General features: G+C 69.3%; 23 protein-coding genes. 11 read left to right on the forward strand and 12 right to left on the reverse strand.

Going from position 1 to position 25495, the window contains the following annotated elements; all coding sequences use genetic code 11:
• Positions 1-111 precede the first annotated feature (111 nt).
• The 4 genes from OG804_RS01575 to OG804_RS01590 all read right to left on the reverse strand — a co-directional run bounded on the left by OG804_RS01575 (position 112) and on the right by OG804_RS01590 (position 5789).
• Complete coding sequence (locus OG804_RS01575; RefSeq protein WP_328393090.1) at positions 112-1674, reverse strand: serine hydrolase domain-containing protein; 1563 nt, start codon at positions 1672-1674, stop codon at positions 112-114.
• A 257-nt stretch (positions 1675-1931) separates the two neighbouring features.
• A complete protein-coding gene (locus tag OG804_RS01580) occupies positions 1932-2897 on the reverse strand; it encodes a TIGR00341 family protein (protein ID WP_328393092.1) in 966 nt (321 codons plus the stop codon).
• Between the two features lie 10 nt (positions 2898-2907).
• Positions 2908-3105 (reverse strand): hypothetical protein, encoded by a 198-nt coding sequence (locus tag OG804_RS01585; protein ID WP_328393094.1) that lies wholly within the window; start codon positions 3103-3105, stop codon positions 2908-2910.
• Positions 3106-3236: 131 nt separating this feature from the next.
• Positions 3237-5789: a LuxR C-terminal-related transcriptional regulator gene (locus OG804_RS01590; protein ID WP_328393096.1), complete on the reverse strand. Its 2553-nt coding sequence runs from the start codon at positions 5787-5789 to the stop codon at positions 3237-3239.
• Between the two features lie 297 nt (positions 5790-6086).
• Here OG804_RS01590 and OG804_RS01595 point away from each other — a divergent pair, with 297 nt between their 5' ends.
• From OG804_RS01595 to OG804_RS01615, 5 genes are all read left to right on the forward strand, one after another.
• Positions 6087-6227 carry a hypothetical protein gene (locus OG804_RS01595; RefSeq protein ID WP_328393098.1) on the forward strand — a complete coding sequence of 47 codons (141 nt, stop codon included), beginning with the start codon at positions 6087-6089 and terminating at the stop codon, positions 6225-6227.
• Entirely contained in the window at positions 6224-7351 is a 1128-nt protein-coding gene (locus tag OG804_RS01600; RefSeq protein ID WP_328393100.1) for an AI-2E family transporter, read from the forward strand. The genes OG804_RS01595 and OG804_RS01600 overlap by 4 nt, the downstream gene beginning before the upstream one ends.
• 99 nt (positions 7352-7450) lie before the next feature.
• Positions 7451-7876: a DUF7144 family membrane protein gene (locus OG804_RS01605; RefSeq protein WP_328393102.1), complete on the forward strand. Its 426-nt coding sequence runs from the start codon at positions 7451-7453 to the stop codon at positions 7874-7876.
• An 81-nt stretch (positions 7877-7957) separates the two neighbouring features.
• Positions 7958-8617, forward strand: a complete 660-nt coding sequence (locus tag OG804_RS01610) for a GAP family protein (protein WP_328393104.1) — start codon at positions 7958-7960, stop codon at positions 8615-8617.
• 89 nt (positions 8618-8706) lie between these two features.
• Positions 8707-10365: a SulP family inorganic anion transporter gene (locus tag OG804_RS01615; RefSeq protein ID WP_328398195.1), complete on the forward strand. Its 1659-nt coding sequence runs from the start codon at positions 8707-8709 to the stop codon at positions 10363-10365.
• 46 nt (positions 10366-10411) lie between these two features.
• Here OG804_RS01615 and OG804_RS01620 read toward each other — a convergent pair whose 3' ends face one another.
• On the reverse strand, positions 10412-10642 hold the full coding sequence (locus OG804_RS01620; RefSeq protein ID WP_328393106.1) for a LapA family protein: 231 nt from the start codon (positions 10640-10642) through the stop codon (positions 10412-10414).
• A 302-nt stretch (positions 10643-10944) separates the two neighbouring features.
• Here OG804_RS01620 and OG804_RS01625 point away from each other — a divergent pair, with 302 nt between their 5' ends.
• Entirely contained in the window at positions 10945-12765 is a 1821-nt protein-coding gene (locus tag OG804_RS01625; RefSeq protein ID WP_328393108.1) for an alkyl/aryl-sulfatase, read from the forward strand.
• An 84-nt stretch (positions 12766-12849) separates the two neighbouring features.
• Positions 12850-13275: a DUF7144 family membrane protein gene (locus OG804_RS01630; RefSeq protein ID WP_328393110.1), complete on the forward strand. Its 426-nt coding sequence runs from the start codon at positions 12850-12852 to the stop codon at positions 13273-13275.
• A gap of 5 nt (positions 13276-13280) precedes the next feature.
• On the opposite strand, the gene OG804_RS01635 is transcribed toward OG804_RS01630, so the two are convergent.
• Both OG804_RS01635 and OG804_RS01640 read right to left on the reverse strand, forming a co-directional pair.
• Positions 13281-14000: a response regulator gene (locus OG804_RS01635; RefSeq protein WP_328393112.1), complete on the reverse strand. Its 720-nt coding sequence runs from the start codon at positions 13998-14000 to the stop codon at positions 13281-13283.
• A gap of 745 nt (positions 14001-14745) precedes the next feature.
• Positions 14746-16071, reverse strand: coding sequence for a bifunctional o-acetylhomoserine/o-acetylserine sulfhydrylase (locus OG804_RS01640; RefSeq protein ID WP_328393114.1), 1326 nt, complete (start codon positions 16069-16071; stop codon positions 14746-14748).
• A gap of 467 nt (positions 16072-16538) precedes the next feature.
• Here OG804_RS01640 and OG804_RS01645 point away from each other — a divergent pair, with 467 nt between their 5' ends.
• The 4 genes from OG804_RS01645 (at position 16539) to OG804_RS01660 (ending at position 20007) form a co-directional block, all read left to right on the forward strand.
• Positions 16539-17126: a TetR/AcrR family transcriptional regulator gene (locus OG804_RS01645; RefSeq protein ID WP_328393116.1), complete on the forward strand. Its 588-nt coding sequence runs from the start codon at positions 16539-16541 to the stop codon at positions 17124-17126.
• A gap of 38 nt (positions 17127-17164) precedes the next feature.
• Positions 17165-17953 carry an SDR family oxidoreductase gene (locus tag OG804_RS01650; protein WP_328393118.1) on the forward strand — a complete coding sequence of 263 codons (789 nt, stop codon included), beginning with the start codon at positions 17165-17167 and terminating at the stop codon, positions 17951-17953.
• 172 nt (positions 17954-18125) lie between these two features.
• Positions 18126-19349, forward strand: a complete 1224-nt coding sequence (locus OG804_RS01655; RefSeq protein WP_328393120.1) for a cytochrome P450 — start codon at positions 18126-18128, stop codon at positions 19347-19349.
• A 46-nt stretch (positions 19350-19395) separates the two neighbouring features.
• Positions 19396-20007, forward strand: a complete 612-nt coding sequence (locus OG804_RS01660; RefSeq protein WP_328393122.1) for a TetR/AcrR family transcriptional regulator — start codon at positions 19396-19398, stop codon at positions 20005-20007.
• Between the two features lie 14 nt (positions 20008-20021).
• Here the strand turns inward: OG804_RS01660 and OG804_RS01665 are convergent, their stop codons facing one another.
• Genes OG804_RS01665 through OG804_RS01685 form a run of 5 tightly spaced genes read right to left on the reverse strand, consistent with a single transcriptional unit; the run spans position 20022 to position 25305 of the window.
• On the reverse strand, positions 20022-21701 hold the full coding sequence (locus OG804_RS01665; protein WP_328393124.1) for an FUSC family protein: 1680 nt from the start codon (positions 21699-21701) through the stop codon (positions 20022-20024).
• A gap of 23 nt (positions 21702-21724) precedes the next feature.
• The gene (locus tag OG804_RS01670; protein WP_328393126.1) at positions 21725-22699 is read right to left on the reverse strand and encodes a glycine betaine ABC transporter substrate-binding protein; all 975 of its coding nucleotides are present in this window, start codon (positions 22697-22699) and stop codon (positions 21725-21727) included.
• The gene (locus OG804_RS01675; protein ID WP_328393128.1) at positions 22696-23475 is read right to left on the reverse strand and encodes an ABC transporter permease; all 780 of its coding nucleotides are present in this window, start codon (positions 23473-23475) and stop codon (positions 22696-22698) included. The genes OG804_RS01670 and OG804_RS01675 overlap by 4 nt, the downstream gene beginning before the upstream one ends.
• On the reverse strand, positions 23472-24662 hold the full coding sequence (locus OG804_RS01680; protein ID WP_328393130.1) for an ABC transporter ATP-binding protein: 1191 nt from the start codon (positions 24660-24662) through the stop codon (positions 23472-23474). The genes OG804_RS01675 and OG804_RS01680 overlap by 4 nt, the downstream gene beginning before the upstream one ends.
• Positions 24655-25305 carry an ABC transporter permease gene (locus OG804_RS01685; protein ID WP_328398197.1) on the reverse strand — a complete coding sequence of 217 codons (651 nt, stop codon included), beginning with the start codon at positions 25303-25305 and terminating at the stop codon, positions 24655-24657. The genes OG804_RS01680 and OG804_RS01685 overlap by 8 nt, the downstream gene beginning before the upstream one ends.
• Positions 25306-25495: the final 190 nt, after the last annotated feature.

Genomic DNA, 25495 nt, shown 5'->3' on the forward strand with positions numbered 1-25495 from the left:
GTAGGTGAAATGAGTGGGAGAGTGCCCACCCAGCCGGGCAGAGCCCGGCGGACAGGACAGGTGGACGGGCCACGCCGAGCCGGCTGAGTTCGGCGTGGTCCCGTTCGCTTGCTACTGACCCGGATCGGCCTGCCCGCCGCCGAACACCTCGGCGAGGAGCCTTTGCTGAGCATTCTGGAACGGCACCGCCGCAGACATTTCGGAGTCGTCCACGCAGGTCAGCGAGGCGGTCATGGTCTTACTCCCGTCGCGCGTGCTGTACATCAGCGTCGCGTAGCCCGCGTGGCCGCCGTTGTGAGTGATGACGATCCCGCCGTCCGGGCCCAGGTCCCGCACGAACACCCCCAGGCCGTAGTCCATCGTCGGGATGCCCGTCGGATGCGGTGTGCACATCTCGGCCAGCAGCGCGGCCGGTAGGAGCTTGCCGCCCAGCAGTGCGGAGATGAATGTGGCCAGATCCGCGGTGGTCGAGATCATGTCACCGCCGCAGGGGTTCCAGGAGGGGTTGTGGCGGGTGACGTCGACGGTCTTCTCCTCGCCGTCCTCCTCGTACCGGTAGTAGGCGTGAGCGTGCGGCTCGGGGATCTCCGGCGAAGCGTCGGGCACCGCGGTGCCCGACAGCCCGAGCGGCCCCAGGATCAGCCGCTGCATCTCCTCGGCGAACGATCGGCCGGTGACCTTCTCGATCAGCAGCCGGGCCAGCACGTAGTTGGTGTTGGAATAGCTCCAGCCCTTCCCCGGCTCGAACCGCGCCGGCTTGGACAACGCCAGCTCCACCAGCTCCTGCGGCCGATAGGTGTGGAACCGGTTGTCCACCCACTCTTTACCCAAGGGGGTGCCCGGCGCCGGGATCCCCAGCACGATCGTCCCGTCTTCGTACATCTCGCCGGTGAAGTTGAACACTCCGCTGGTGTGCTGCAACAGCATTCGGACCGTGATCCGCTCGTCCAGCTCGAACTCGGGCAGGTAGTCCGCCCCCGGGGTGTCCAGCTCGATCTTGCCCTCGGCCACCAGTTGCAGCACCAGGGCCGCGGTGAAGGTCTTGGTGTTGCTGGCGATCCGGACGTGCCCGTCGATCGGCGGCTTCGCCGTCCCGCCCAGCTCGGCCACCCCGGCATTGCCGACCCACTCGCCCCGCTCATCGTGCACGCGCAGCGACACCCCGAGGAAACCGGAATCGACGATCTCCTCGATCGCCTTCTGCAGTTCCGGGCGATCCTGCCCGACAGCGGCATTCGGCACGGTGGCCGCGCGGTCCGCGGTGGCCACCCCGCCGGCGTCGAGGGCGGCGGTGATCTTGCGGGCCATTTCGGCTGTCGCGGGGCTGGGCCGGCCCTGGTGGGTCCGGGCTGCTTCGATGGCGACGAGGACGGTGGTGCGGAAGTTGCCGGCCTCGGCCGGATCCTGTTGCGCGAGCAGGTTCATGGTGGTGGTCAGGGCCGGCAGCACCTGGTCGGCGAGTTCGGCCACCGACGTGCCCGTCAGATCGATGTCCTTTGATTTCGCGGCGAGTACGTGCCCGACCGGACCGGTCGCGGTGTACAGAGCGAGGGAGCCTTTGGTGGCGATCTTGTGGGGTTTGCCGGCGGCGCCGGCGGCGGCGATCAGCGAGACGGCGCCGTAGGCGGCAGTCCGCAGAGTGCTTTTGTCCTGGTCGGAAAGGGTAATCGACATGGTGGTCGCTCCATCGAATCTGCTATGTCCCGGTCGGCGTCGTGCCGCTGCGACGAGCTTCCACCCTGACCTAAGGTCAACTGCAATCGTGATCTAGCTCATAGCTACACCGTTCTTGTCGGCACCCCATCGCCGCTGCTCGAGCCTTTCGTTGTTTTTCGCGCGAGTACTAGTGGGACCCCACGACCGGGGTTCGCGAATGTTCGGTGATGCTGCTGCGCGGACCCGGTTTCGCAGCCTGCTGAGCCCGCGGACGGTCAGCCGGTGACCCGGGTGCCGACGGTGTGCACGACGACGACATGGGGGTTCCACGGCACCAGGGCGTCGACGGACCGCTGCAGCGATTCGATCGGGGGCAGGTCTTCGGGCGCCCGGATCTGGACGGTGGCGGTATCGCTGTGCAGCGTCACGTCGGTCACCTGCGCGCCCGGGACGTCGCGCAGCCACTGGCGGGTGGCGTCGGCGATCTGCTCGGCCCACAGTGAGGTCAGCGAGTTGACGACCATGGGCACCGCGACCACGACGAGCGCGGCGGCGAGCACCGCATAGGCGCGGCCCCGCCGGGCGGCTCCCGCGCCGGCTTCGTGGGCGTACCCGGTGAACACCAGCACCAGCGTGGTGGTGATGATCATCGCGATCATGTTCGACGCGAACAGCACGAACGCGCCGAGCGCGAGATTCGGTGCGCCCGAACCGAGGCAGACGCCGACCACCGCCAACGGCGGGACCAGTGAGATGGCGATCGCCACCCCGGGCAGCACATCACCGACATCGCGGCGGGTGACGGCGATGGCGCCGACCAGACCGGTGGCCAGGGCGGCGGTGAGGTCGACCAGCCGTGGCGAGGTCCGGCCCAGCACCTGGGAATTGGCGAGCACATCGGTGGGGTTCGGGAGCGTCTGGGCCACCAGGATGCCCAGTGCCACGACCGCCGCGGCGCCCGCCACGACCAGCAGCAGACTCTGGACCACCAGCCGGGCCCGGCCCGTCGTGATGCCCAGCCCGACTCCCAGGATGGGCACCGACAGCGGCGCGACGATCATGGCGCCGATCACCGTGGCCGTGGAATCGCCGACCACGCCCGATACCGCGATCACTCCGGACAGTACGAGCATCAGCCAGAACGCCGAGCGTTTGGCACGGGTGTCGCCGACGCTCAGGTCGAGGCGATCGGTGATCTCGTCGAGTGACCGGCGTTGAGTTGCGGGAACGAGCAGTGACACGGTCGCGCCCTCAGTCCGGGAGCCGTCGCATCTCGATCACGGTGAGCCCGAGATTGTCGATCCGGGCCAGGATGGCCCGGATGCCGGTGGGATCGGTGACCGGTCCCGACAACACGGTGGTGCCGCTGGCTCGATCGCCGTCGAGCTCGGGGAAGGCGGCGAGTGCGCGTTCGGAGAGTTCGCCGTCGATGGTGAACTGGTATCGCATCGCCGTCTCCTGCCTCGTCCGGACGGCGACAGGTGCCGCCGTGCAGGATTCGAGTGTGTCGCGCGGCGACGGTGCCGCGCATCCTCCGGACCGGGTGAAGGGGTCGCCGCTGCGACGGGAGCGGGCCGGACTCAGAGCAATCCGGTACGGCGCGCTTCCTGCAGCGTTTCCATCCGCGACCCGGTGCCGAGTTTGGTGTAGATCCCACGCAGATGTGTTTTCACGGTGTTGATGGAAACCCCCAGGTCGTCGGCGATGTGCTGGGTCGTCCGGCCGGAGGGCAGCTGCCGCAGGATGGTCAGCTCGGTGGCGGTGAGCGCCGGATGATGGTTGTGCCGACGCGTGTGGTGGCCGGCGCGCACGGTATCGGCGAACGCGCTGCGGTGGCCGAAACATCCCGCGTAATAGTCGAGCAGATCGATCGTGCCCGGCACATCGAAGAACGGCCGGGTGATCCGATGAGTGGCCGCGATGCACAGACCGTTGTCGACGGCTTCGCGGGTTTTGGAATCGTTGCCGAGCTGGTGGTGGGCGCGGGCGTAGAGCAGCCAGCCGGTCAGCTGCGCGACCGGGTGGGGGCCCGGTGACGCCGACAGCAACGGTTCGACCTGGAGGACCACTCCGTGATGATTACCGCCGACCGCGGTGAGCGCGGCGCCGGACAGGACGGTGTCGGGGGTGCGGCCCAGCACTGTCCGGGCGCGTTCGGCCAAACGCTGGGCGGTACCGGTTTCGCCGGCCGCCAGCAGCGCCCACACCGAGGCGCTGAGCAGGCTACCGCTGAGCACCGGCGGCGGGTCGGCATCGAGGAGGCGGCCGATACTGCGGCGCAGCCGATCCGCGGCGGCGCCCCGATCGGCCGCGTGCTGGCAGTCGAGCAGACTGCCCACGACGTGCGGCAGCCAGCCGGCGACCGGACCCGGTGTCCCGTCCCGCCGGATGTGCTCGGCGCACAGGATGCGGATGTGGCCCGGTTGCGGTTCGGTGCCCTGCAGATAGGCGCCGTAGGCCTCCAACGCCGTCGCGTGCACGGTCTCCGGCAGATCCAGCAGGTCGTGGTCGCGCGCGATGGCGCAAGCTCGTTCGGCGCGCTGGCGCATGGTCGTGATCGATCCGGCCAGCCCGGCGGTGACCGCGAGCCGGGTCACCGCGATCAACCGGAGCCGGGGGTGGCAGCGGGACCGGGTGCGGGTCAGCGCGATCCGCAACCGCTCCTCGCCGCGGCCCAGTTCGCCGCGCATCGCCAGCGCGGTTCCGGTGGTCACCGCGAGATAGCCGTCCAGGTCGGGCCGGTCGGCGGGCAGCATCCGATCCGAAAACGCCCCCGTCTCCGCGGTGCTGCCCGTCGCCACTGCCAGCTCCGCGTCGACCGCGGTGGTGAGCGCCTCGAGCCGGTGCGGCCCCGCCAACGAGAGCGGATCGTCGTCGGCGAGCAGCCGGGCGCTGTCCCGATACGCCTGCGCCGAACCGCTGTCACCGTGCAGCAGCGCGTCGGTGACCTGCAGCAACCGCAGGTAGGGATCGGCCAGGACATCGGGCGCCGTCGCGGCGAGCGAGTCGAAAAGCGCCTCACCGTCGCCCGCGAACACCAGCGCCAGTGCGTGCTCGGCCAGGAAACCCGCCAGCGGCCGGTGGTCGGCCACGGCGAGCAGATGCGGGAGCGCGGCGCGCAGCTCGCCGGCCGACATCAGCTGGCGCGCGGCGCGCAGCCGCAGATCCGCGCACATATCCGTACCGAGGCGGTTGGCCTCGGCGTGGAAGTAGGCCCGCAGCATCGGATGGTACGTGTGCCAGACCTTGCCGCCGCGCGAGATCGACGTCATCGGGAAGTTGAGGCGGTCGAGTTCGTAGAGCCAGTGCGCCGCGCCGCCGCCGACCAGCGCGTCGGCGAGTTGCTCGGTGAATTCCTCCGGGACGCTGGTGCAGGTCAGGAACTGGCGCAAGGCCGGTGAGAGGGTGTCGATGAGTTCGCCCACCAGCAGATCGGTGAACGCGTGCGGCGGCCGGGCGAGTGCGGTCAGGGCGTCGCCGTGGTCGCCGGTGTTGGCGCTCAGGTAGATCGCGGCGATGCGGACCAGCGCCGCCCACCCCTGGGTGAGCGACATCAGGGTCCGCAACGCCTCCTGGTCGAGTTCGCAGCTGTGGCCCTCGCACAGCAGGGCCGCCTCCTCGGTGGACAACGCCAGGTCCGGGGCGCTCCATCGGGTCAGCCTCGAGTGCAGTTCCAGCAGATGCCACCGGATCGGCGGATCGAAACGTGCGCACAGCACGGTCGTCACGGTGGACGGGGCGTGCTGCAGAAAGTATTCGAGCCCGGCCAGTGCGAGCGGATCGGTGATCAGATGCGCGTCGTCGATGACCAGCACGGTCGGCGCGGAGCTCTCGGCCAGCGCCGCGATGACCGACTCCGCCTCCCCGACACCCGCGGCCGGCTGCCCGGTTCCCGGCCCGGAGAGTCCGAGATCCGCCCGCAGTCCCGCCCACGGCGAGGCCTGGTCGCGGACGGTGATCCAGGCGATCCGGGTTTCGCGGTGCGCCCGGTGCGCCGCCCAGTCCGCGACGGCGACGGTCTTACCGATCCCGACCGCGCCGCAGATCAGCAGCACGCCGCCGTTGCCGCCGCCGACCACCGAATCCAGCACGGCATGCAATCGCGGCCGGGATACGGGGGTGAAGGGAAACACCGGGATATGTGATCGCGCCCGGGCCCGCGAAACCGAACGGCCCGTTAGATCCAATGTTGGCGAAGTGGTCACGGTGCCTCCCGAAGACGTCGTCCGAAACAGCACTAGCACTCACTCACTCGGCCGCAGCCTACCGGAGTAACGACCCCTCTCAGCCGGTCGGGAACCAACCTGTTACCTGGGCGTATCCGTTCGAATTCATCCCCGCCGGGTGAGTCGTGCACCCGTTCGACGGCCATAGCGTGGAGGGGTCGCCGCGCCCGGGGACACCGGTATCCGACGCAAACGAGGTGGGCCATGTCGTTCTGGGAAGCGCTCCGGCCGGTCGTGCCCCCACTGCTCGCCGCACCGGTGTCGCCGATCTCGCGCGGCCGCGGAACGACCGAGTGGACGGCGGCTCCGGCCGAGCGGCGGGTCGAGGCCGAGGCCGTGCCGTGACCGATCAGGCCCCCGGCGCGGCCGACTCCGCGTCGGGGAGCGCCGGATCGGAGCGGTGGGCGATCCCGCGCGGTCTCATCGTGCTGCTCGTCGCGGCCGCCACGGTCGTGGCCATCACCGGGGCGAAAGCGTTCTCCGGTGTGCTCGGCCCGGTGTTCCTGGCCCTGATGCTGGTGATCGCGGCGCAGCCCATCCAGACCTGGATCCAGCGCCGCGGCCGTCCCGCGTGGGTGGGCATGATCGCCGCTCTGGTGGTGGTGTATCTGGTGCTGCTGGGCCTTGCGGCCGCGCTGGTGGTGTCCGCGGCCCAGTTGGCGACGGCCCTGCCGGACTATTCCGACCAGTTCTCCTCGCTGTTCGATCAGGTTCGTTCGCTGCTGGAGCGGTTCGGTGTGGACCATGACCGGATACAGCACGCGCTGAGCGGATTCGATATCGGCAAACTGGTCGACGTCCTCGAAGCCGCGCTGCGCGAACTCGCCGGTGTGTTCTCGAATCTGCTGTTCGTGCTCGCCCTGCTGCTGTTCATGGCGTTCGACGGCATGTCCGTCGGGCGCCGGATGGGCGCGGTCGCGGGTTTGCGTCCCGATATCGCCCATGCCCTGACCACCTTCGTCGCCGGCACCCGCAAATACCTGATCGTCTCCACCGTTTTCGGGCTCATCGTGGCGGTGCTCGACGGTGTGGCGCTGTGGATGCTGGCCGTGCCGTTCCCGTTGCTGTGGGGACTGCTGTCGTTCATCACCAACTACATCCCGAATATCGGTTTCGTGATCGGGTTGATCCCGCCCGCGCTGCTGGCCCTGCTCGACGGCGGGTTCGGGAAGATGGTGTGGGTGATCGTGCTCTACTGCGTGTTCAACGTGTTGGTGCAGTCGGTGATCCAGCCCAAGTACGTGGGCGACGCGGTCGGGCTCAGTGTCACGGTCACCTTCCTGTCCCTGGTTTTCTGGGCCTGGGTGCTGGGCGCGCTCGGGGCATTGTTGGCCATTCCGCTCACCCTGCTCGCCAAGGCGCTGCTGTTCGATATCGATCCGTCGACGCGCTGGATGGACGTGCTGATCAGCGATCGGCCGCCCGCTTCCGAACCGGAGGACACGACCGACGCCGACCCCGCGTCCTGACCTGTCGCGCGTCGTCCGGTTTCACCCGGAACGGGTGAGGTGAACCGGCAGTGGGCTACGCAAGAGTCGACGCCACACCTGCGCTCGGAAGGAGTGGAGATGACAACCGCACGGGAACCGATGACGAGTAGTTCCGGCCACGCCCCGCTGCGGCAGGGGGTCGCCGCCGGCACCTCCATCGCCGCCGCCATCCTCTTGCTGACCGTCGGTGTGTTGTCGGTCCTGGAGGGCATCGCCGCGGTCGCCGAGGACGAATTGTTCGTCGTCGGCGTCGACTACGTCTACGAGTTCGACGTCACCACCTGGGGCTGGATCCATATCGTGCTGGGTGCGTTGCTGATCCTCGCCGCGATCGGGCTGATGACGGGCACGGGTTGGGGACGGGTGTTCGCGATCTGTATCGCCGCGCTGTCCATCCTCGCCAATTTCATGTGGCTGCCTTATTACCCGTGGTGGTCGATCCTGGTCATCGCCCTCAATATCGTCGTGATCTGGGCGATCGCCACGTGGCGGCCGCGGGCCTGACGCGAGCGCGCGGCACCGGCCGGCGGAACTCACCCTCCTCGCATGACGCGAACCGTCCGGCCCGGCGCATAGCGTGGTGCGATGGGCACAGTGATCGGTGATCTGCTCCCCTTGGCGGTAGGTGTGGCGATCTCGCCGATTCCCGTGGTCGCGGCCATCTTGATGATCTTGTCGAAGAACGCGTCGGCGGCCGCGGGCGGATTCGCCGTCGGCTGGACGGCCGGGATCGCGCTCGCGACCGCGGTGTTCGCGCTGCTCGCCGGTGTGATCGGCCTGTCCTCGGATACCGAACCCGGTGCGGCAGTGTCCTGGATCAAGATCGTGCTGGGACTGCTGTTGCTGGGGGTGGCGGTCGCGCAGTGGCGTCACCGTGCCGATACCGCCGAGCCCGGCTGGATGCGGGGTATCGATCGGATCACCGCCGCCAAAGCCGTGGCGCTGGGCGCGGCGCTCGCGGCGGTGAATCCGAAGAACCTGCTGCTGTGCGTGTCGGCAGGAGTGGTCGTGGGTACGAGCGGACTGGGTGTGGGCACGCAGATCGTGGCCGTGGTCGTATTCACTGTGATCGCCGCGGCGAGTGTCCTGGGCGTGGTCATCGGCTACGCGGTCGCGGCCGATCGGTTGCGCGGCGGGCTGGATCGGGCCCGGGTCTGGCTGGAGGCCAACAACCATCTGGTGATGGCGACTGTGCTGCTGGTGATGGGATCGGTGGTCCTCGGTAAAGGGATCGGTGGCCTGTGACCGACCGGGACCGGGCCTCCACCGGGCACCGAGCGGGCGTGCGCCGGGCCCTGGGCGCCTTGTTCCCTTCGCTGCACGGGTACCAGCGGATGTGGATACGGCCGGATGTGGTCGCGGGCCTCACTGTCTGGGCGGTGCTGGTGCCCGAGGCGCTGGCCTACGCCACGATCGCCGGCGTCCCGCCGGTGGTCGGACTGTACGCCGCGGTGCCGTCGCTGGTCCTGTACGCGCTGGCGGGCAGCTCCCGCCACCTGATCGTCGGACCGATGTCGGCGACGGCCGCCCTGTCGGCCGCGCTGATCACTCCGCTGGCGGCGGCCGACGGCGGCCGCTACCTCGCGCTCACCACCGCGCTGGCCATCGCGACCGGTGTGGTCGGCATGCTGGCCGGACTCCTGCGGCTGGGGTTCGTGGCGTCGTTCATCTCCGAGCCGGTGCTGAAGGGGTTCATCATCGGGCTGGCGCTGGTGATCATCATCGGCCAGGTTCCCAAGCTGCTGGGCATCGAGAAACACGAGGGCGATTTCTTCGAGCAGGCATGGGGCGTGCTGACCGGCCTCGGTGACGCCGACTGGCGGACCCTGCTGATCGGCCTGTCGAGCCTGGTGCTCGTACTGGGTCTCAAGCGCTGGCTGCCGCTGGTACCCGGCTCGCTGCTCGCCGTGCTGGCCGGGATCCTGCTGGTCGCCGTGCTCGACCTGGACGCGAAGGGGGTTTCGATCGTCGGCCATATCGATGCCGGCCTGCCGACCCCGGGTCTGCCGGACGGCGTGGCGACGCGGGACTATCTCGATCTGCTCGGGCCCGCCGTGGGGGTGCTGCTGATCGGATTCGCCGAGGGCCTCGGCGCCGCCAAGACCTATGCGGCCAAGTCCGGCTACGAGGTGGACCCCAACCGGGAGCTTTTCGGTCTGGGCGCCGCCAACCTCGGGTCGGGTTTCGTTTCCGGAATGGTGGTCAACGGCAGTCTCTCCAAGACCGCGGTGAACGGATCGGCCGGGGCCAAGAGTCAGGTCAGCGGTTTGGTGGTGGCCGCGCTCACCGTGCTCACCCTGTTGTTCCTCACCGGTCTGTTCGAACAATTGCCCGAGGCGACGCTGGCCGCCGTGGTGATCGCGGCCGTCGTCGAACTGGTCGATATCGCGGCGCTGCGCCGGCTGTACCGGGTCTGGAGTGAATGGCTCGGTGGGATCTACGGCGCCGCCGCCCGCGCAGATTTCATCGCGGCGGTGGCCGCACTGCTGGGCGTGCTGTTCTTCGACACGCTGCCCGGACTGCTCATCGGGATCGGTATCGCTATGGTGCTGCTGGTCTACCGCACCTCGCAGCCGCATATCGCGGCACTCGCACCGAGCGGCCCGCTGTGGCTGGATGTGGCCCGGCACCCCGATCTCACCCAGCGCCCGGATCTGTTGGTGGTGCGGGTGGAATCGGGCCTGTACTTCGTCAACGCCGACCATGTCCGCCGCCGCGTCGAGCAGCTGTGCACCGACCGGACCCGGCTCGTGGTCCTGGACGCCGAGACCTCACCGGTCATCGACGTCACCGCCGCGACCATGCTGATCGATCTGCGCGACACCCTCGCTCGCCGGCGCGTCGACTTCCGCGTCGCGCGCTCGATCGGACAGTTCGGCGACGAACTCGAGGCCGCGGAACCGGGCAGTCACCGGATCCGCGTGTATCCGACCGTCGCGGCGGCAGTGGGGGAGACGGCACGGCCGGATCACCCGCCGGGCGAGCGCCGGTGATCGAGCCGACCCGGCGGCAGCCGCATCGGTCCGGGCAGTTCAGCGGTCAGCGTCGCGCGCGTCGGCCGGTCAGCCAACCGGCGAGCAGACCGGCCACGAACATGATCAGCAGGATGAGCCACATCGGCGATCCGACCGTGATCAGCAGGAAGTGGATGTTCACCCGGTCGCGGTTCTGGATGATGAACACCACGGCGACGATCGTCAGGGCGAGGGCCAGCCACTGGTTCAGCGAGACGCGGGACAGCAGTGACGGCTTGGGTGCGCGTTCGGTCATCGCGATCCTCCGGGAGGTCAGAGCGGTCGGAACACTGTGCAGTCTTCGTCGCCGAACCGCGCGGGGCATCACCCGCGGGGGATGAGCTGTGCCAGGCGAGCGTCCACGGCGGCGGTCGGCGCGACTCGAGCGGGAGTTCACCCGTCGCAGGTGATATGGCGCCCACCGCGACTGCCTAGCGTGGGCGATGCCGGTGCACCGACGTTGTGGTCCGTGTGCGCGGAACCGACCGAGCGGTGCGGGCGAGCTGATCTCGCGCCGGAGACCGATAGCCAGCCGACAGATCGCGGAGTGAGGCAACGATGACCATTCTGGACTTCGACGACACCGCCGATTTCGGCAACGCGACCCGCGGGTTCATGGCCGAACTCGACCCGCCGGTGATCAAAGCCGCCGACGGTCGGGTGGTCTACGACATCGGCGCCTACGAATTCTTGGACGGGGACTGCCCGGACACCGCGAACCCCAGCCTGTGGCGGCAGGGACAACTCTGCAGCAAACAGGGACTGTTCCAGGTGGCCGAGGGTATTTACCAGATACGCAACCTGGACCTGTCGAATATGACCCTGGTCGAGGGCCGCGACGGCGTCGTCGTGATCGACCCCCTGCTGTCCGTGGAGACCGCGGCGGCCGGTCTGGCCCTCTACCGCGCGCAACGCGGCGACCGGCCGGTGACCGGCATGATCTACACCCATTCGCACGCCGACCATTTCGGCGGTTCGCGGGGCGTGCTGCCGGTCGGCCACCCGCCGGTGCCGATCCTGGCTCCGGTCGGCTTCCTGGAGCACGCGGTGAGCGAGAACGTCTACGCCGGTAACGCCATGACCCGACGCGCGGTCTTCATGTACGGCGCGGCGCTGCCGAAAGCGCCCGACGCCCATATCGGCGCCGGACTGGGTATCACCACCTCCGTCGGGACCATCTCGCTGATCCCGCCCACTGTGGACATCACCCACACCGGGCAGGAGGAGGAGATCGACGGAGTCCGGATGATCTTCCAGCTCACCCCGGGCACCGAGGCGCCGGCCGAAATGAACTTCCTGTTCCCCGACCGCCGCGCCCTCTGCATGGCCGAGAACGCGACGCACAATATGCACAACGTGTTGACGCTGCGCGGTGCGCTGGTACGCGATTCCCGGGTCTGGGCCCGATATCTCGACGAGGCCATCGCCCGGTTCGGCGATAAGGCCGATGTCGCCTTCGCCTCCCACCATTGGCCGACCTGGGGTCGGGAGAACTGGACCGCGTGGCTCGCGGGCCAGCGCGATATGTACGCCTACCTCCACGATCAGACCCTGCGCCTGACCAACGAGGGGTACACCGGACCGGAGATCGCCGAACGGTTCGAGTTCCCGCCCGCGCTCGACAAGATCTGGGCCAACCGCGGCTACTACGGCTCCACCAGCCACAACGTCAAAGCGATCTATCAGCGGTACATGGGTTGGTACGACGGGAATCCCGCGCATCTGTGGGAGCATCCGCCGGTCGCGCAGGCGCAGCGCTACGTCGCCGACTACGGCGGCATCGAGGCGATCGTCGCGAAGGGCCGCGGCTACGCCGATACCGGCGACCTCCGGTTCGCCGCCACCCTGCTCGGTCACGCCGTGTTCGCCGAACCGGGGAACGACAGCGCGAAAGAGGCGCTGGCGCAGGTTTACGACCGGCTCGGACACGGCGCGGAGAACGGGACCTGGCGCAACTTCTACCTGACCGGCGCCCAGGAACTGCGTAAAGGACCTAGCCCGACGGACATCCAGTCGGCCAGCCCCGAGATGATGACCGCCCTGACGTTGGAGATGATCGTCGACTCGCTCGCGGTCCGGATCGACGGCCTGCGCGCCGCCGCGGTCGACTTCGCCATGGACTGGGAACTCACCGACGAGAACCGCGTGCACCGCATCACCCTGTCCAACGGCGCACTCAGCCATCGCACCCCGACATCGGAGACCCCGGTCGCCGGTCCCGCGGATCTCACGCTGACGCTCACCAAGAAACAGCTCTTGAAAGCAGTGGGCGGCCAGGGTTTCGAGGGTGTGACGATCACCGGCGACAAGAGCCTGCTGGAGACCTTCATCGGGCTGCTCGAGACTCCCGACCCGCAGTTCCCCATCGTCACACCCTGATCCGCGGCGGCCGGAGCAGCGATCGCGCCGTATCGGAGGACCAGCTCTCGATCGATACGGCGGCACAGCGAGAGGAGTGACCCGGTGGCGCATTCGGCAACTCATCCGCCACAGCCTGTGCGACAACCCGCGCGGCAATCGGTCGCCGCCGTCGGGGTGATGACCGTCGCGGCGATCCTGCTCGGGGTCGCGGTGCTGGGGGTGATCGAGGGCATCTCGTCACTGCACAACGATCCGTACTCGGGGGCCCCGCCGTCCTACAGCTATCGCATGACACCCTCGGTGTGGGGCTGGGTCCACATCAGTTACAGCATCCTGTTGGCGGCGGTCGGGGTCGCTCTCATCGCCGGAGCCGCGTGGGCGCGGATGGCGACGATCGCGATCGCCGCGGCGACCATGGTCGCGAACTTCCTGTGGCTCCCGCACGCACCGGGATGGGCCACGATAGTGATCGTGGTGTGCGCGGTGGCTCTGTGGACCGTCTCGTCCTGGCACCCCGAAGAGACGTAGCGCCGCTACTGCCGGAACCGGTGACCCATACCCGGTTCGGTCACCAGGTGTCGCGGATGCGACGGGTCGTCCTCGAGTTTGCGGCGCAACTGGGCGAGATAGACACGTAGATAGTGGGTTTCGGTCTGGTAGGCCGGACCCCAGACCTCGCGCAACAGCTCCGTGCGGCCCACCAGTTTCCCGCGATTGCGCACCAGCATCTCCAGCACACCCCATTCGGTGGGTGTCAGATGCACCTCGGCGCCGGCTTTGAGGACTTTCTTGGCCGCCAGATCGACGGTGAACGAATCGGTCACGACCACCGGTTCGTCGATCTCCGCCGACGCCGTCGCGCGCCGCAGCGCCGCCCGCAACCGGGCCAGGAATTCGTCCATGCCGAACGGTTTGGTGATGTAGTCGTCGGCGCCGGCGTCGAGCGCGTCCACCTTGTCGGCCGCATCGGTGCGGGCGGAGAGCACGATCACCGGCACCCGGGTCCAGCCGCGCAGCCCCGCCAGCACCTCGATGCCGTCGATATCGGGCAGGCCCAGATCCAGCACCACCACATCGGGTCTGCGCTCGGTGGCCGCACGCAACGCGCCCGCTCCGGTGGCGGCGGTCACTACCTCGTACCCACGCACCGACAGGTTGATCCGCATCGCGCGCAGGATCTGCGGTTCGTCGTCGACCACCAGGACTGTCGGGTGCGGCCCCGACTCCTGTGCCTGCTCCGGCGGGTTCTTCATCACAGCACCTCCGTGACGTCCTGGTCGCGCTCGCGGTTCCGGCTGCCAGGGGTGCGGTCGGATGTCGTGCTCACTTCGGAATCATGTCACCGCACACGGCTCACGCACCCTCCACGGGTGCCGGGCACCCGGTTCCGGAGATCCGGTGCGAAGCCCGGCCGCGGCTATCGACCCGGGCCGTCCGGAGCGGCCGTGCCCGAGAGCGGTGCGGGATCGGCAACTCTGGCCTCCGTTCAGAAAATGGCGGGCAGCGCGACACGGCCGGATTCCGGGCCGCGGCTGCCGAACCGGATCGACGGTACGAGCCGCGCACGGCGCACCGGGTCATCTTGACGGGACGTTTACGGGTCACGCCCGGCGCATTGACGTGTTCTTTGCGACCGGGCCCCGGCCACGACGCTGTGAAATCTATGCGGTGTCGTGTCCAGAATCGCCTGCCCGCCCACCGCGCCGGGGCGCACGCTGTACGGGAGACTGCGCGCACCGATCGGCCGCCTGCTCGGATCCGGCTCACCACGGAGGTCTGTTCATGCACCCGTTCGCCTATCAGCCCGTCGACTTGATCGAAGCCGTGATCGAGTCCGTGCTCTGCGTCATCCATGTGTATTCCTCCGGAACGCCCTGTATCGCGTTCTGAGGCGCCGCCGCCCGGTCGCGGGAACCCACGGGCGCCCGGGGACGACAGAACCGGTCCCACCCGCGGGGTGGAACCGGTTCTCTGCTCAGGCGACGTCGTGCGCCGGCACTATCCCGCCGCGGCCGCGAAGCCGGCGCGCAGATCGGCCAGGATATCGTCGATTCCCTCGATACCCACGGCCAAGCGCACCAGCCCCGGCGTGACCCCGGAGCTCAGCTGCTCGTCCGGCGTCAGCTGGGAATGCGTCGTCGAGGCGGGGTGGATGACCAGCGAGCGCACATCGCCGATATTGGCGACATGGCTGTGCAGGGTCAGCGCGTCGACGAACCTCTTGCCCGCGTCCACGCCGCCGGCCAGTTCGAAACCGACCACCGCGCCGGTGCCCTTGGGCGCCAACTGCTTGCCCCGCTCGTACCAGGGGGAGGAGGGCAGGCCCGCGTACGACACCGAGGTCACCGCCGACTGCTCGGTGAGGAATTCGGCGACCGCCTGCGCGTTCTGCACGTGCCGTTCCACCCGCAAGCTCAGTGTTTCCAGCCCCTGGCTGATCAGGAAGGCGTTGAACGGCGCGATCGCCGCACCCAGGTCACGCAGGAGCTGCACCCGGGCTTTCAGCGCGAACGCCGGGGCGCCCAGGTCGGCGAACACGGCGCCGTGGTAGCTGGGGTCGGGTTCGGTGAAACCCGGGAACCGGGGTCCGTCGGCGCCGCGGACCGTCCAGTCGAAGGTGCCGCCGTCGACGATCACGCCCGCGATGGCCGCACCGTGGCCGCCGAGGTATTTCGTCGCTGAGTGGACGACGATATCGGCGCCGTGGGCGAGGGGCTGGATCAGGTACGGGGTCGCGACCGTGTTGTCCACGATCAGCGGGAGACCCGCCTGGTGCGCGACCTCGGCGATCCCCGGGATATCGAAGATGTGGTTCTGCGGGTTGGATACCGTCTCGCCGTAGAAGGCCTTGGTGTTCGGCTGGATCGCGGCGCGCCACTGGTCGAGGTCGTCGGGATCCTCGACGAAGGACACCTCGATTCCGAGCTTGGGCAGCGTGTAGTGGAACAGGTTGTAGGTGCCGCCGTAGAGGCGCGGGCTGGAGACGATGTGGTCACCCGCCCCGGCGAGGTTCAGGATCGCCAGTGTTTCCGCGGCCTGGCCCGAGGCGAGCAGCAGTGCCGCCACCCCGCCTTCGAGCGCGGCGATCCGCTGCTCTACCGCGTCCTGGGTGGGGTTCATGATCCGCGTGTAGATATTGCCCGGCTCCGCCAGCCCGAACAGCGCCGCCGCGTGCGCGGTGTCGCGGAAGGTATAGGAGGTCGTCTGGTAGATCGGCAGGGCGCGCGCATTGGTGGTGGCGTCCGGGTCCTGTCCGACGTGGATCTGTTTGGTCTCGAAGCTCCAGTCGGCGGACGGGTCGGCCGGCGGGGTGGGTTCGGTCATCGCGAAGTACTCCTGTGGTTGGGAATCAGCCGATCGCGCCGGGCAGCGCGGCGAATCCACTTCGGGCAGCGCGCTTTCCGGCCTGCCGCGGCCCGTGCACCGCTGCGGCCCGTCAAAGCTAGGGGCGATCGAGCGGAAATGGCCACGGTTTTGTTCGTCCTGAGTCCAATCATGCCGTGCGGCCCGGACCCTCGAGAGGCTTTCCCGCCCATCGGCGCGCCCCACCCGTGGCCGACTCGGCGATCGCGGCCGCGACGAACAGCGGGATCGACCGGAGGACGCTCATCGCGGCCGAGCCCACGCGACGGGTGCTGGTCTCGGGACGAACGGCGGCGCCGTTTACGGGCGCTCCGGCCGGTTTGTGTGAACGTTATCCATGCGGATAACATTATCCGCATGGATAACACAATCTGCGGGCTCGGTGAGTCGCCGGGCGATCGGCCCGTCGGGGTCGGTGAGTAGGTGTGGTGGTCACGACCGATCGTCGAGCGGCGACCGCGGCCCGCCGCCGCCAGATCACCCGTACCGCGGTCGCCCTGCTGGCCGAGCTCGGCTACCAGGCCACCACCTTCGAAGCCATCTGCAACCGGGCCGGGCTCAGCAGCAAGCGGGTGATCACCTATCACTTCGCCACCAAGGACGAGCTGTTCGCGGCCGTTGCCGATCAGATCGTCACCGACGCCGACGCCCACATGCGGACCGCCCTGGAGGCCTCGACCGGCGTCCGCCGACTGCTCGCCGCCGTCATCCGCGCGAATGTGGCGTTCATCGCCGATCACCTGCCGCAGGTGCGGGCGCTCCAGCAGATCCTGCTCAACGGCGGCCACGGTGTCTGGGAGCGCCACCACGTCGAATCGCTGAGCCGGCTGACCGGCCTGTTCGTGGAGGGTCAGCGCACCGGAGCCTTCCGCTCGTTCGACCCGCAGGTCATGGCGGCGGCGCTCCGAGCGTCCATCGACAGTGTGGTCCCACTGCTCTGCGCTGGACTCGACCCCGAACTCTGTGGAAACGAACTGGTCGAACTCTTCGACCGCGCTACGAGCCAACGGCCCTGACGCGGAGCGTCGTCGGCCTGTGAACGGAAGGAACGGCATTGACGAATACAGAGGTCGCCGGTCGGACATATGTCGTGACCGGCTCCGCGTCGGGCATCGGTGCCGCGACCGCGGCACTGCTCCGCGATCGCGGAGCCAGGGTCATCGGCTGCGACCTCGGTGACGCCGAGATCGAGGCCGACCTGGCCACGCCCGAGGGCCGGCGATCGCTGGTCGACCAGGTGGTCGAGCGTGGGCCCATCGACGCGGTGCTCGCCGTCGCCGGGGGTGGCAAGACCGGCCTGCTCGAGACGAACTATTTCGGCGCCGTCGCGACGCTGGAAGGGCTGCGGCCGCTGCTGGCGCAGAGCGCGGCGCCCCGGGCCGTCGTCGTGTCGTCGACCTCGTCGCTGGCGCCCGCGGACGAGCGTGTGGTGCAAGCATGCCTCGACGGCGACGAAGCCGCCGCCGTCGCCTACCTCGCCGCGGACCCGTCCCTCGGCGGCGCTACCGGCGCCTACGGCATTGCCAAACGAGCGCTGAACCGCTGGGTGCGCAGGAGCGCCCCGGCGCCCCGGTGGGCGGGATCGGGGATCGCTCTCAACGCTGTCGCGCCCGGCGTCGTCGACACACCCGCGGCCGCGTGGATCTTCGCGAGCGAGGACACCCGTGCCGCGGTGGAGGCCTCGGCGCCGCAACCGTTCGGTGGCTTTCCCGGGCGACCGGAGTGGGTCGGCGAGCTCATCTGCTGGCTGGCCGGTGCGGACAACCGATTCGTGACAGGTCAGGTCATCTTCGCCGACGGGGGTGCGGAGACGGCGTTGATCGGAGACCTGCACTGGCGTTGACGGCCGACGGTGCGGCGGCGGGCGCGGGGTGGGTTCCGGCGATTCTCGACGATCCCGTCGGACTCGTCGATGTGACCGTCGATGCCCGCCGTCGCGACTCCGGCGGCGCCCGGAGCAGGTCGCGCCCCACTAGATGTTAGACAAAATCTACATTCTGTCTTACTGTCGAAACATGGTCGCGGAAACGTATCAGAGTGGATCCCGTTTCGAGTTGTGCTCCGGTGAGACCTGGCGGTCGCCGTGGTCCATGTACGCCGGTCTGCGGGAGAACGATCCGGTGCACCGGGTCGTCCCGGCCGCCCGCCCCGAGCAGGATTACTGGGTGCTCACGCGGCACGAGCACGTGTACGCCGCCGCCCGGGACACCGACACGTTCTCCTCCCGCGACGGCCTCACCGTGGAATACGGCGAACTCGAGCAGATCGGCCTCACCGCGAATCCGCCGATGGTGATGCAGGACCCGCCCCAGCACACCGACTTCCGCAAGCTGGTGGCCCGCGGATTCACGCCGCGCCAGGTCGAGGAGGTGGAACCGGTGGTGCGCCGGTTCGTGCGGGAGCGGCTGGACCGGCTGGCCGAACAGGGCGGCGGCGATATCGTCGCGGACCTGTTCAAGCCGCTGCCGACCATGGTGGTCGCCCACTATCTCGGCGTGCCAGAAGCGGATCGGGGTCGCTTCGACGGCTGGACCGACGCGGTGGTCGCGGCCAGTACCGAACGCACCGCGGACGCTCAGGCCGCCTCGATGCAGATGCTGGGATATTTCGCCGAACTCATCGCCCGGCGGCGTACCGATCCGGGCGACGACACGGTATCGCTGCTGGTGCAGGCGGGTGTCGCGGCCGACGACGCCGATATGGACGGGCTGGTGCAGATCCTGGCCTACACCTGGACCATGGTGGCCGGCGGCAACGACACCACCACCGGGCTGCTCGGCGGCGCCGTCCAACTACTGCAGCGCTACCCCGACCAGCGCGCCGCGCTCGCGAACGACCCGGCGGGCATCCGGGTCGCGATCGAAGAACTCGCCCGCCTCACCTCCCCGGTCCAGGGCCTGGCCAGAACCACCACGCGTGACGTGGAGCTGGACGGCGCGACGATCCCGGCGGGCCGTAAGGTGCTGCTCGTGTACGGATCGGCCAATCGCGACGAACGGGCCTTCGGCGCTGATGCCGCGGACCTGGATATCGACCGGAATCCGCAGCGCATCATGACCTTCGGGCACGGTCCCCACCACTGTCTGGGCGCGGCCGCGGCGCGGATGCAGGCGCGGGTGGCGCTGGAGGAGTTGCTGGACCGGTTCCCGGACTACCGGGTCGATATCGACGCCGTCACCTACGCGCCGGGACCGTATGTGCGGCGGCCGACCAGTGTGCCGTTCCGGTGCGCGGCGTGACCGCCGGGCTCGAACGCGTCGCCGACTCGCGCCTGCCCGGTGCGCCATGACCGGTGACTGGCTGGCCGGCGGCCGGGCCGAATTGGCGAGCGAACGCATTCTGGACGCGGTCCGCGGCCTGGTCATCGACAAAGGGGCCGGTACGGTCGGGATGGCCGAGGTCGCCGAGGCCGCGGGATGCTCGCGCGCGACGCTGTACCGGTATTTCGAGAACCGGCAGTCGCTGTACGTGGCCTTCGCCGGCCGGGAGGCCGGCCAGCTCATCGCGCGAGTGTGGCGCGACCACCCGTTGGACGGTGCGGACCGCGCCGAACGCCTGCTCGACGGTATGACCGCGACCCTGGCCGCAGCGCGCAAGACCCCGCACCTGGCGGTCTGGTTCGAACCGGCGAATGTGGGGATCGTGGCACGGCTGTCGGATTCGTCGGCGGTGATCGACGAACTGGTCGCGGTCTTCGTCGCGCGCATGCGTCCCGATCTGCCCGTGGCGGCGGCGCGGCGGCTGGGCCGGTGGTCGGTGCGAGTGATGATCTCGCTGCTGACACTGCCCGCGGCGAGCGAGGACGAGGAGCGGTCGCTGCTCCGCGATTTCCTGCTGCCGTTCCTGCTGGACGACGGACTCGCCGTGGAGGACGTAACCGACGCCGGTGGCCGTTGATCTCGCCGATCCGGTTACGCCAGTTCGGCCAGCGCGCGGGACCAGCGATCCAGCTGCGCGCTATCGCCCGGCCGGCCATCGGCGAACTGCCAGGTCGCGGCGAGGATTCGATGGCCGAGCCGCCTGATGCGCTGGTGTCGGGTCCAGTGCGTGCGTGCCCATTCGGGCTCGTTGTGCGCCGCGTCGATGGCGCCGAGGGTGGATCCCATCAGTTCGAACTCCAGTTCCCTGCGCCGCCGCGGTAGCGCGTCGCGCTCCGGCCGGGGCAGTGCCGCGAGTCGCAGCAGCCGGTCGAGCACCTCGATCACCCGCTGGTCGTTGCGCAGCAGTACGCGCCGGTGCGCGCGCCGGTCGACCGCCCACAGCGCCGTCAGGCCGATCACCACCCCGATGACGCTCTCGAGGAGCCGGTCCCGCAGCACCGGAAGGACGTCGCCGTATTTCCCGCCGCCGCCCATGAGCAGCGCGAGCGGGGTGATGAACACGACCGCGAGCCCGTAGTTGCGGGCGACGAGCAGTTCGATGGCGAATTGCAGTGTCATCAGGATCAGCACGAGCACCCATCCCCGCGGCTCGACCGTGTAGAGAGCGGCGAACAGCACCAGCCCCAAGGCCGTGCCGCCGATCCGGTGCACTCCGCGGTATGTTCCGCGCACCCGGTCGGGGCCCTGGTGCAGGAGCACCGTGACGGTCAGGACCGCCCAGTCGGGACGACCGAGGTCCAGCGCGACCGTCAGGCAGCCGGCGAGCACCGCCGCCACGCCGATCCGGTTCGCCGAGACCGCGGCATGACTGTCCGGCGACAGCGACCGCAGCATCCGGTAACGCAACGACGGGCGGGGCGTGGGCGCCGGACGGCCCGTATCGAACAGCAGGTCCGACTCGTCGTCACCGGAGCCGCCGCGGTGCAGTGCCGCGGCGAAGTCCCGCTGGGCGCGGGCCAGGGTGGCGGCGAGGTCGTGCCGGGCGGCGTCGGTGCGGCGGGCGTCGTCGAGCAGGGCCCAGGCGGTCTGCACCTTCATCGCGGTGGCGTAGCGGGCGTCCAGCCGATCCTCGGCCGCCGGTTCGAGCTCGCCGTAGTCGCGCACGGCCGCGACGGCCGCCGCCACCGCCTTCTCCTCCGGCGGGTGGGCGGTCGTCGATGCCGCCGACATGCTGACCAGCAGAGCGCTGACCCCGCCGATCGCTGTCCACAGCGCGACCTCGCCGGGCGGCACCCCGTGCCCGGTGATCAACGCCCCGACTCCGGCGGCCAGGACGAAGAAGAACCCGCCGGGCGGGCCCAGCCGCAGCGCCGAATTGACGAAGGTACCGCTCACCGCGACCGCCGACATCAGCAGGACCAGCACCAGCTGCCACCAGTGCGATCCGCCCGCGTCCGTCCGCTGCTGGATCAGTTCCCCCGCCAGGCCGCCCGCGAACGCGGAGACGACCAGGGCGATCGCGGCGGCCCCGACCACCCGCCACCGACGGCGGTAGACCTGGCCTTCGCCGAAGATCACCGCCAGCGCCCCGGTCGCCGCCATCAGGCCCTGTTGTTCGTGGCCGAGGGCCACGGCCAGCAGCGCGGGCGCGCCGAACGCCAGGGCCGCCCGCGCCGCCCCGGGCAGCCTGCGGCCCGCGGGCGGCAGACCGAACAGGACCGACCGGGCCGGTGCGGGTGACGGGAGCTTCGGACTGTCCGGGGCAACCATCCACCGTCTCCTCGCCTGGCCGTTTACTCCTCGGTGACGAATCCTTGCGCGACCATCCAATCGCGTGCCACGTCCGCGGGCTCCCGGCCCTCGACGTCGACCTGCCGGTTCAGCTCCGTGATCGACTCGTTGGTCAGCAGCCGCGAGATGGGCGCCATGATCTCGGCCACCTGCGGGTGGGCGTCGGCGAACTCCGTACGCATCACCAGTGCGGCATTGTACTTCGGGAAGAAGGCGCGATCGTCGTCCAGCAGGACCAGGTCCAAGCCGGGTATGCGGCCGTCGGTGGCCGCGACCGAGCCGAATCCGCACTGGCCGGCGTCGGCGGTCGCCTGATAGACCACGGCGTCCTGGACGATGCGCTTGGGCACCCGCCCGGCATCGATGCCGTAGGCGGCCGCCATCCCCGGGAACCCGTCCTGGCGCACATTGAATTCGGTGCCGACGCAGGTGCTCGCCGCGGCGGCGTCGGCGGTGACGAGCTCGGCGTAATCGGAGAGGGTCCACACGCCGGTGCGTTCGGCGGTGCGCCGGGCGGTCGCCAGGGCGTAGGTGTTGTTCATCGGGGCCATCGCCGCCCAGGTCATGCCGTTCGCCAGGTCGGCGTCGCGGACGGCCTCGAACTGGCCCTGTTCGTCCGGCACCGGTTTCTCGTTGCCCAGGTAGTTGACCCAGCCGGTGCCGGTGTAGTCGTAGGCGATATCGATCTCGCCGCTGCGCTGCGCGTCGCGCAGACTGTTGGAGCCCTGGATATTCGTCAGGTCCCGTACCTCGGCGCCCGCCGCGACCAGCGCGAATTCGATGATGTAACCGAGGGTGTTCTGTTCGCTGAAGTCTTTGGAGCCCACCGTGATCGGCACTCCCCGGAGTTCGGGGACCGGGCGGATACTGCCGGGACCCACCTGTAACGGCACCGCGCTGCCGGATTGCAGACCGCATCCCGCCACCAGCAGCACCAGGGCCAGGGCCAGCACCCGCGATACCGCGGCGGACCTCATTTCAGCCCCCGCGGTCCGAGGAACTGTTCGGCGACCGCGCCGAGCCAGTCCACCAGCAGTGCGAGCGCGACCGCCAGGACCGCCCCGACGACCAGCGTGACATTGTCGCGCAGCTTGTATCCGGTGTCGATGAGGATCCCCAGCCCGCCGGCGCTGACCAGGAACGACAGTGTCGCGGTACCGACCGCGAGCACCAGCGAGGTGCGCAACCCGGCCAGGATGTAGGGGACCGCGAGCGGGAATTCGATCCGGCGCAGCACGGTGGCCGCCGACATCCCCTGCCCACGACCGGCGTCGATGAGCTGGGGATCGACCTCCTGGTAGCCCAGGATGGTGTTGCGCAGGACCGGCAGCAGTGAATAGAACGCGATCGGCGCGACGCCGATCCAGAAGCCGGTGGTCCGGGTGACGAGATAGAACAGCACGATCAGCCCGATTGCCGGCGCCGCGGCGCCGATATTGGCGATCCCGACGAAGACAGGGGCGAGTCTGCGATACCCGGGTCTGGTGAGCAGAGTGCCCAGCGGCACCGCGACGGCGACGACGAGCACCACCACGGTGGCGGTGATCAGGATGTGCTGCCAGGTGACAGTGGCGATATTGCCGGCGTTCACACTCGCCTGCTGCGTGGTGGTCAGATCACGCCGGAACGCCCACACCAGCACACCGGCGGTGAGCAGCAGCACGAGCACGGGCTGGATCAGCAACCGCAACCGCTCGGCCCGCAGGTGCGCCGATCGTCTGCCCGGTCCGGCGGCCGTCACGGTGGCGGTCATGCCGGTACGTCCGTCGCCGCGTCGGCGCTGTGTGCGGCGCGCAGCGCGGCCAGATGGCCGACCAGGGTGTCGATCGTGAGCACACCGGCGTACTCGCCCGCCGAATCGATGACCACCGCCGTCGCATTCGAGTCGGCGAGCAACGCTTCCAGGCCGTCCTGCAGGGTCGCGGTCAGCGGCAATGTCGCGGTCACCGGGGATCCGGCCGTGCGCAGCGATCCGGCGCCGCCGAGGTGTTCAGCCGAGATCCATCGCAGCGGCCTGCGCGCGGTATCCAGCACCAGCGCCCACGGCCGGCCGGCGAGCGCGGTGCGCGCCGATTCCAGCGAATCGTCCTCGGTGACGACCGGGCAGTCGCCCAGCGGTACGTCCCGGATCCGGGTCAGCGTCAATTGTTTGAGCGACGCGTCCGCCCCGACGAAACCGGCCACCGTATCGTCGGCGGGGTCGGCGAGAATCGCGGCGGGGGTGTCGTACTGCAGAATTCGCGAGCCGTCGCCCAGCACCGCGATCCGGTCGCCGAGTTTCACCGCTTCGTTGAAATCGTGGGTGACGAACACGATGGTCTTGCCCAGTTCCGCCTGTAGCCGCAGCAATTCGTCTTGCAGCAGGCCGCGGGTGATCGGGTCCACCGCGCCGAAGGGTTCGTCCATCAGCAGAATCGGCGGATCGGCGGCCAGCGCCCGGGCCACACCTACCCGCTGCTGCTGGCCGCCGGAGAGCTGGCGGGGATAGCGGCGCCGATAGACGCCGGGATCCAGGCCCACCAATTCCAGCATCTCGTCGGTGCGGGCGGCGATCCGCCGGCGGTCCCAGCCGATGAGTCCGGGGACGGTCGCGATGTTCTTCGCCACGGTCATATGCGGGAACAGGCCCGCCTGCTGGATCGAATAGCCGATCCCGCGGCGCAGCCGGTCGGGGTCGATTCCGGCGGCGTCGCGGCCGTCGATGGTGATGGTGCCGGAGGTCGGCTCGATCAGGCGGTTGATCATCCGCATGGTGGTGGTCTTTCCGCACCCCGACGGGCCGACCAATACCACGATCTCGCCGGCCGGGATCGTCATCGACACCGCGTCCACTGCCGGATCCTGTTGTTCCGGATACCGTTTGGTGACGGCGTCCAAGACGATCTCGACACCGGATACCGCCGTGCGCCCGGTGGCCGCGCGGGCCTCGGAATCAGTCACGAATTCCCCTCGAAATGGTGAAACGTCCGACGAGGACGAAGATCCCGTCGAGAACCAGGGCGAGCACGATGATCAGCACCGTGCCGGTCAGCGCCTGCGGTACCGCGTTGGGGCTACCGAGCCGGGCGAGGCCGGAGAAGATCAGATTGCCCAGACCGGGGCCCTTCGCATAGGCGGCCAGCGCCAGAATGCCCATGATCAACTGGGTGCTCACCCGCATACCGGTCAGGATCGACGGCCACGCCAGCGGCAGTTCGATCGCGGTGAGCACCCGCAACCGGTTCATACCGACCCCGCGTGCGGCGTCGACGACCGCGGTATCGACCGAGGAGAGCCCGATCAGCGTGTTGCGCAGAATCGGCAGCAGTGCGTAGAGCACCAGCGCGGTCACCGTCGGCGCGACACCCAGCCCGAGGAGCGGGATGAGCAGCCCGAGCAGGGCGAACGACGGCACGGTGAGGATCGTGCCCGCCGCGGCCGTCGCGACCGAGGAACCGAGCGGACTGCGGTAGACCAGAACTCCCACGAGTACCGCCACCACCGTCGCGATCAGCAGGGACTGCACCACCGCCGACACATGGAGCCAGGAGTCCACGAAAAGCTGATGCCGCCGCTGCACGACGAAACTCCACCACGTGTCCAGAATTCGACCTCCCCCTCGGGCGTACAGCGAGGCTATCGCGGCCGCGTCGCGCCCGGGACGTTTCCGGGCATACGCGGCCGGCGAGATGCCTGCCCGGGCGCAACGATCGCACGGCGCGGCGTCGGGCCCGAAGGAGGAATGCCCCCGGCGGACAAGATCGAAACACGCCCGGGCCGGGGTGTGCATCCGC

Origin of the sequence: Nocardia sp. NBC_00416 (assembly GCF_036032445.1) — a bacterium.
In the GTDB taxonomy this organism is placed as follows: Bacteria; Actinomycetota; Actinomycetes; order Mycobacteriales; family Mycobacteriaceae; genus Nocardia.

What these genes read in the sequence shown, in the direction of transcription:
- OG804_RS01575 (WP_328393090.1), bottom strand. Translation starts at nt 1,674, where the DNA reads ATGTCGATTACCCTTTCCGACCAGGACAAAAGCACTCTGCGGACTGCC.
- OG804_RS01585 (WP_328393094.1), bottom strand. Translation starts at nt 3,105, where the DNA reads ATGCGATACCAGTTCACCATCGACGGCGAACTCTCCGAACGCGCACTC.
- OG804_RS01595 (WP_328393098.1), top strand. Translation starts at nt 6,087, where the DNA reads ATGTCGTTCTGGGAAGCGCTCCGGCCGGTCGTGCCCCCACTGCTCGCC.
- OG804_RS01605 (WP_328393102.1), top strand. Translation starts at nt 7,451, where the DNA reads ATGACAACCGCACGGGAACCGATGACGAGTAGTTCCGGCCACGCCCCG.
- OG804_RS01610 (WP_328393104.1), top strand. Translation starts at nt 7,958, where the DNA reads ATGGGCACAGTGATCGGTGATCTGCTCCCCTTGGCGGTAGGTGTGGCG.
- OG804_RS01615 (WP_328398195.1), top strand. Translation starts at nt 8,707, where the DNA reads ATGTGGATACGGCCGGATGTGGTCGCGGGCCTCACTGTCTGGGCGGTG.
- OG804_RS01620 (WP_328393106.1), bottom strand. Translation starts at nt 10,642, where the DNA reads ATGACCGAACGCGCACCCAAGCCGTCACTGCTGTCCCGCGTCTCGCTG.
- OG804_RS01625 (WP_328393108.1), top strand. Translation starts at nt 10,945, where the DNA reads ATGACCATTCTGGACTTCGACGACACCGCCGATTTCGGCAACGCGACC.
- OG804_RS01635 (WP_328393112.1), bottom strand. Translation starts at nt 14,000, where the DNA reads ATGAAGAACCCGCCGGAGCAGGCACAGGAGTCGGGGCCGCACCCGACA.
- OG804_RS01640 (WP_328393114.1), bottom strand. Translation starts at nt 16,071, where the DNA reads ATGACCGAACCCACCCCGCCGGCCGACCCGTCCGCCGACTGGAGCTTC.
- OG804_RS01655 (WP_328393120.1), top strand. Translation starts at nt 18,126, where the DNA reads ATGGTCGCGGAAACGTATCAGAGTGGATCCCGTTTCGAGTTGTGCTCC.
- OG804_RS01660 (WP_328393122.1), top strand. Translation starts at nt 19,396, where the DNA reads ATGACCGGTGACTGGCTGGCCGGCGGCCGGGCCGAATTGGCGAGCGAA.
- OG804_RS01665 (WP_328393124.1), bottom strand. Translation starts at nt 21,701, where the DNA reads ATGGTTGCCCCGGACAGTCCGAAGCTCCCGTCACCCGCACCGGCCCGG.
- OG804_RS01670 (WP_328393126.1), bottom strand. Translation starts at nt 22,699, where the DNA reads ATGAGGTCCGCCGCGGTATCGCGGGTGCTGGCCCTGGCCCTGGTGCTG.
- OG804_RS01675 (WP_328393128.1), bottom strand. Translation starts at nt 23,475, where the DNA reads ATGACCGCCACCGTGACGGCCGCCGGACCGGGCAGACGATCGGCGCAC.